Raw genomic sequence first — 5,047 nt, 5'->3', positions numbered from 1 at the left:
GGTGCTTGAGGCCGGCCACCCCGCCGGGGCGCGGGTAGCCGCCCTCCGGCGGACGCGCTGCGCCGGTTGGTCGCCCCGCGGTAGGTCGCGGCATCGGCGGCACCGGACACCGCTTTTCGCGGCATCTGGAACCGATCACACCCGGCTGTCCGGCTTCCGGCGGGTTACCCCTGCTGGGTCATCCGGTGAACAGCATGGGAAGCGCCGGGTTGTCCAGGGGATTCACAGCTGCGCGGGCAGACGATGAGGCGTCGGCGCGCATACCCTTGTGCCGCTCGCCCGTCCGATTACGCCCATCCGTTGGCTGTCCGCAGGAGGCAACCTCGTGCCGCACGTCCCCGTGCGTTCCGATCGACCGAACCGCTCGGGCGCGCCGATCCCGACCGCGCGCCGGGCGCGCCGGCGCGCTCCGCGCTGGGCCCGGTGGTGCGTGGCGCTCGGGGCGACGCTGATGACCCTCAGCGGCGTGGCGCTCGGTGGCAGCCAGTTCCTGCTCAACGCCGCGACCAGCAAGGTCACCCAGCAGAACCTGCTCGGCGCGGCGGCGGCCCCGCGCCAGCACCGGACGATCACGGGCGCGAAGAACATCCTGCTGGTCGGGGTGGACACCCGGCCGAACCAGGACCCCAGCCAGCTGACCCGGTCGGACTCGATCATTCTGGTGCACATCCCGGCCGACCACAGCCAGGCCTACCTGGTCTCGCTGCCGCGCGACTCGCTGGTCGACATCCCCGCGTACGAGAACGGCGCCACGCCCTTCCACGGCGGCAAGAACAAGATCAACGCAGCCTTCGCCTTCGGCAGCCGGGGCCTGACCGGGCCGGACGCGCTGTCGCACGGCTTCGAGCTGCTGGCCCTGACCATCCGTGACCTCACCGGGATCACCCCGGACGCGGGCGCGATCATCGACTTCCAAGGCTTCAAGCAGATCGTCCAGGTCCTCGGCAAGGTCTGCCTGTACGTCGACGAGACCACCACGTCGATCCACGTGGGGCACGACAAGGACGGCAAGCCGGCGGCGCCGTACAAGATCAACCCGGACGGCACGGTGAACCACCGCATTCCCGGGGTGACCCCGAACATCTACACCAAGGGCAACCACTGCCTCAACCCCGCCGACTCGCTCGACTTCGTGCGCCAGCGTGACCTGCTGGCCAACGGCGACTACGACTACGGCCGGCAGCGCCACCAGCAGCAGTTCCTGCGCGCGGTGCTGCACCAGGTGATGACCGACGGCCTGAACTCGCCGACCAAGCTGCCCGGCCTGTTGACGGCGGTCGGCAAGACGATGACGGTCGACGACGGCGGGATCCCGCTGGAGGACTGGGCGTTCGCCATGCGCGGCATCGGGCCGGACGCGATCACCACCATCAAGACCAACGGCGGCAGCTTCAACAGCCGGTCGGTCCCGGGGGTGGGCAGCGCCGAGATCCTCAGCCCGACCAGCATGGACCTGCTGCACGCGGTCAAGGTGGACGACGTCGGTTCCTTCGTCGAGGCCCACCCGACCTGGGTGGCCGCCGACGGGCCGAGCACGACGGCCCACTGACCCGTCCGGCCGGGCCCGCCGGGTGGTGGAGGAAGCCACCGGCGGGCCCGGGACGGCGTCAGCTGACGCTCAGCGCGGTGTCGTCGATGACGAACGAGGTCTGCAGCGAGGAGTCCTCGGTGCCGGTGAACTTCACCGTCACGGTCTGGCCGAGGTAGCCGGAGAGGTTCACGCTGCGCTGGGTGTAGCCACTGGCGGCGTTGACGTTCGACCAGTTGGCCACGGTGGTGCCGTTCACCGTGACGGTCAGCTTGTCGTACGCGGTGCTGCCGGTCTCGGCGGTGTCGATGTGCAGCCAGTACGACAGGGTGGCCGAGGCGCAGCCGGCCGGGATGGTGACCGACTGGCTGACCGAGTCGGTGGTGGTCGACCCGTACCCGTCGAGCCAGGCCTTCCAGGAACCGCTGTGCGCGGGCTCGCTGCTGGAGTTGGACACCACCCCGCTGGTGGCGGTCCACGGCGCCGCCGTGCCGGTCTCGAAACCGGGGTTGCCGAGGAGTTGGGCCGCGGTGCAACCGCCGGTGCCGCCACCGCCGGAGCCCCCACCGGCCAGCCACTCGGTGGCGTTCAGCGCCAGCGCGGCGTCGGTGCCGGCCGGGTCGGTCCAGCCGTTGTAGAGGGTGTTGCCGGACTGGCCGGTGCCGTCGTCGATCGGGGAGCTGTCGCCCCACACCGCCACCCGGCCGGAGCCGAACGTGGCGACGGAGAACTCGGCCCCGGTGTTGCCGCTGTAGCCGACCCGGTAGACCAGACCCTTCACCGACGGGTTGTCGGCGGGGTGCAGGGTCTGGGTGCTGCCGTTGCGGATGATGCTGCCGGTGACCGTGCCGAACGGGCCGTGCAGCACCGGATCGGTGGCGTCGCTGATCGCCTTCGGGTTCTCGTTGGCGATGTTGTTGACGTCGACGCTGATGCCGAACGGGTCGGTGTTGTCCACCCCGTTGTTGCTGAACAGGTCGTTGGCGATGCGGACCGAGTCCCAGCCGTCGTTGTTCCGGTCGCTGGCCGTGTGGTCCACGACGAGGAAGAAGCCGCCACCGTTCTGGATGAACCGCATGATGGCGCTCTTCTCGGCCGCGCTGAGCGGGGAGTTCGGTTCCGGCATCACGAACTCGTCGAAGTTGGCGAGGTCGAGGCTGCCACCGCCGCCGTAGGTGATGGTGCTGCCGGCCGGCAGGGTCTTGAGGCTGTACCGGCCGGTCCGCTGCAGCGCCACGCCCCAGGCCGAGATGGCTCCGGTCCAGGAGGTCTCGGTCGTCGGGCTGGCGTTCTGGTTCAACGGGTCGGGCTGGCTGGTGCTGATGATCCAGTCGGCGTTGCCGGCCGTTTCGGCCTTGCTGTTGTCGAACAGGACCCGGTGCACGGTGGTTGCCGCGGCGGCGGGGGTGGCCGGCGCGGCGAGGGCGGGCGTGAACGCCAGCAGGAGCGCGGCCAGGATCCCTGGGCTCCGGTGGCGGATAGGTACGGACATGAGCGGCACCGTACAGGGATGTTCATGAATATGGAACGCCGCCATCGCCACGATCCCGTGACGCTCCGGCGTCCACCGGCCGAATCGCCGTCCGCACGGAAATGCCTTGGCCCTCCCGTCGGCCCGGCCTATGGTGGCCGCATGTTCCGGGCCGGGCAGTCGATCCCCACCGCGGTCGCCGCGGTGGCGCCCGCCGCTGCCTCGCGCCGGCGGGTGGCTGTCGCGCCCGGGCACGGCCTGCCGAGCCCGATCCCCACGGACCGTGGCCCACCGGAGAGACCATCCACTCCGCGAACGGCCACCAGGGCGAAGCCATCCGGCTTCGGCCCTTTTTCTTTTTCCGAGGAAGGATCCGACATGGGCACCGACATCCGAGGCGGCCTCGACCAGCAGTGGCTCACGCGGCTGCGGACCACGCTGACCAGTGACTTCGAGGCGCAGACCACCCGGCTGACCGAACTGACCGCGGACACCGGCGACCCCGGCGAGGCGCACACCCGCGCCGCGATGATCGCCACCACCCGGCAGAGCCTCGGGCAGATCGGCGACGCGCTGCGCCGCATCGCGGAGGGCGGTTACGGCACCTGCGAGCGGTGCCGTAAGCAGATTCCGCCGGAGCGCCTCGAGGTGCTGCCGCACGCCCGCTTCTGTGTACCCTGCCAGCAGAAGCACGGCTGACCGCGGCCCCGCCGGGCCGCCCGCGGGCGGCCCGGCGTCATCTCGCGGGGCCGAGCCGGCCGGCGAGCCAATCGATCAAAATTCGCTCGTACTGCGGGCTGACGGTGTCCACGGTGTCGCCCTCGTGCAGCGTGGGCGCGTGGTCGCAGCCGGCCAGCCGGGCCACGGTCAGGTCCGCCCCACCAGCGGCCCGGCGCCACACCGCCAGGCTCGCCTCGATCGGCGTCCAGGCGTCGGTCTCGCCGTAGCAGAGCAGCACCGGGCAGGACAGCTTCGCGAAGACCGGCTCCGGGTCGAAGTCCATGTCGGCCCACGCGCCCGGCTCGGGCAACTCGCGCGGCAGGAACGCCAGCGGGAACCAGGGCCGCCCGGCGGCGGTGTCCAGTTCCGCCTGGGCGGTCGCCCGGGGTACGCCGCCCCGCAGGTACGCCTCGGCGACGCCGCGCAGCCGGGCCAGTTCGGCGAGGTCGGCCGGGCCGTACCCGTGTCGCCGGAGCTGCTCGGCAGTCCCGTAACGCATCTGTACGGCCGGGCTGACCCCGCTGCATCCGACGAGCGCCAGGAAGTCGACGGGGTGCCGGCTGGCGGTCAGCGCCGCCGCCCACGCGCCCTGGCTGAATCCCCACAGCCCCACCGGGACGTGTCCGACCTGCCGGCGCAGCACGTCCAACGCCGCCGCCGCGTCGTCGGCCTGTTCGGTCAGCGGCACGTCACGACCGTCCATCCGGGGGCGCCGGTCGTACCGCAGCACCGCGATCCCGGCCGGTGGCAGCAATCGGGCCAGGTGTTCGTAGAGGAAGTAGGACTGCTGGTCGGCGTGGGAGCCGTGCAGCACGGCGAGGCCGCCGCGCACCGGGCCGGCGGGCAGGTCCAGGGTGGCCGGCAGCCGCAGTTCGCCGAGGTGCAGCTCCATACCTGGCAGTGAACCACGACCGCCCGTTCACGTCCGCCCCGCCAGGGCCGGACGGCTAGGGTCGGTGGGATGTCGGACCGCCCGCTGGTCTTTCTCGACGTCGACGGACCGCTGATTCCGTTCGGCGCGGACGCCCCCGCCTCGGCCGTCGCCGAGGGGAATCCGTTGCTGGGCCGCCTCGACCCGCGGCACGGGGGCCTTCTCTGGGCCCTGCCCGGCGATCTGGTCTGGGCGACGACCTGGATGGCCGAGGCCAACAGCGTGGTCGGGCGCCGGCTCGGGCTGCCCGAGCTGCCGGTGGTCGACTGGCCCGAGGTCGACCCTCCGCACGACGGCCTGCACTGGAAGACCCGGGCGCTGTCGGCGTGGGCGCGGGACCTGCGACGACCCGGCCACCGTCGCGGCCCTCATCGACCTGGGCGTGGACGGCATCATC

General features: G+C 71.8%; 5 protein-coding genes. 3 read left to right on the top strand and 2 right to left on the bottom strand.

The window, feature by feature from the left end:
- Positions 1-451 precede the first annotated feature (451 nt).
- The gene (locus ACWEVO_RS29775; RefSeq protein ID WP_452310795.1) at positions 452-1,549 is read left to right on the top strand and encodes an LCP family protein; all 1,098 of its coding nucleotides are present in this window, start codon (positions 452-454) and stop codon (positions 1,547-1,549) included.
- A 58-nt stretch (positions 1,550-1,607) separates the two neighbouring features.
- Here the strand turns inward: ACWEVO_RS29775 and ACWEVO_RS29770 are convergent, their stop codons facing one another.
- Positions 1,608-3,020, bottom strand: a complete 1,413-nt coding sequence (locus ACWEVO_RS29770) for a hydrolase (protein WP_452310794.1) — start codon at positions 3,018-3,020, stop codon at positions 1,608-1,610.
- A gap of 357 nt (positions 3,021-3,377) precedes the next feature.
- On the opposite strand from ACWEVO_RS29770, the gene ACWEVO_RS29765 reads away from it, so the two are divergent.
- Positions 3,378-3,698, top strand: a complete 321-nt coding sequence (locus ACWEVO_RS29765) for a TraR/DksA family transcriptional regulator (protein WP_452310793.1) — start codon at positions 3,378-3,380, stop codon at positions 3,696-3,698.
- Between the two features lie 37 nt (positions 3,699-3,735).
- Here the strand turns inward: ACWEVO_RS29765 and ACWEVO_RS29760 are convergent, their stop codons facing one another.
- Positions 3,736-4,611: an alpha/beta hydrolase family protein gene (locus ACWEVO_RS29760; RefSeq protein ID WP_452310792.1), complete on the bottom strand. Its 876-nt coding sequence runs from the start codon at positions 4,609-4,611 to the stop codon at positions 3,736-3,738.
- A 69-nt stretch (positions 4,612-4,680) separates the two neighbouring features.
- Here ACWEVO_RS29760 and ACWEVO_RS29755 point away from each other — a divergent pair.
- Positions 4,681-5,047, top strand: a 367-nt coding sequence (locus ACWEVO_RS29755; RefSeq protein WP_452310791.1) for an HAD domain-containing protein, incomplete at its 3' end; no start/stop codon positions are given.

It is taken from the genome of Micromonospora sp. NPDC003776 (assembly GCF_053605645.1).
The sequence above is the reverse complement of the archived record's forward strand: the minus strand, read 5'-3'. Positions and strand labels throughout refer to the sequence as shown.

Bases quoted from the DNA above. Each gene is read 5' to 3' on its own strand.
- ACWEVO_RS29775 (WP_452310795.1), top strand. From the start codon at position 452: ATGACCCTCAGCGGCGTGGCGCTCGGTGGCAGCCAGTTCCTGCTCAAC.
- ACWEVO_RS29765 (WP_452310793.1), top strand. From the start codon at position 3,378: ATGGGCACCGACATCCGAGGCGGCCTCGACCAGCAGTGGCTCACGCGG.
- ACWEVO_RS29760 (WP_452310792.1), bottom strand. From the start codon at position 4,611: ATGGAGCTGCACCTCGGCGAACTGCGGCTGCCGGCCACCCTGGACCTG.
- ACWEVO_RS29770 (WP_452310794.1), bottom strand. From the start codon at position 3,020: ATGTCCGTACCTATCCGCCACCGGAGCCCAGGGATCCTGGCCGCGCTC.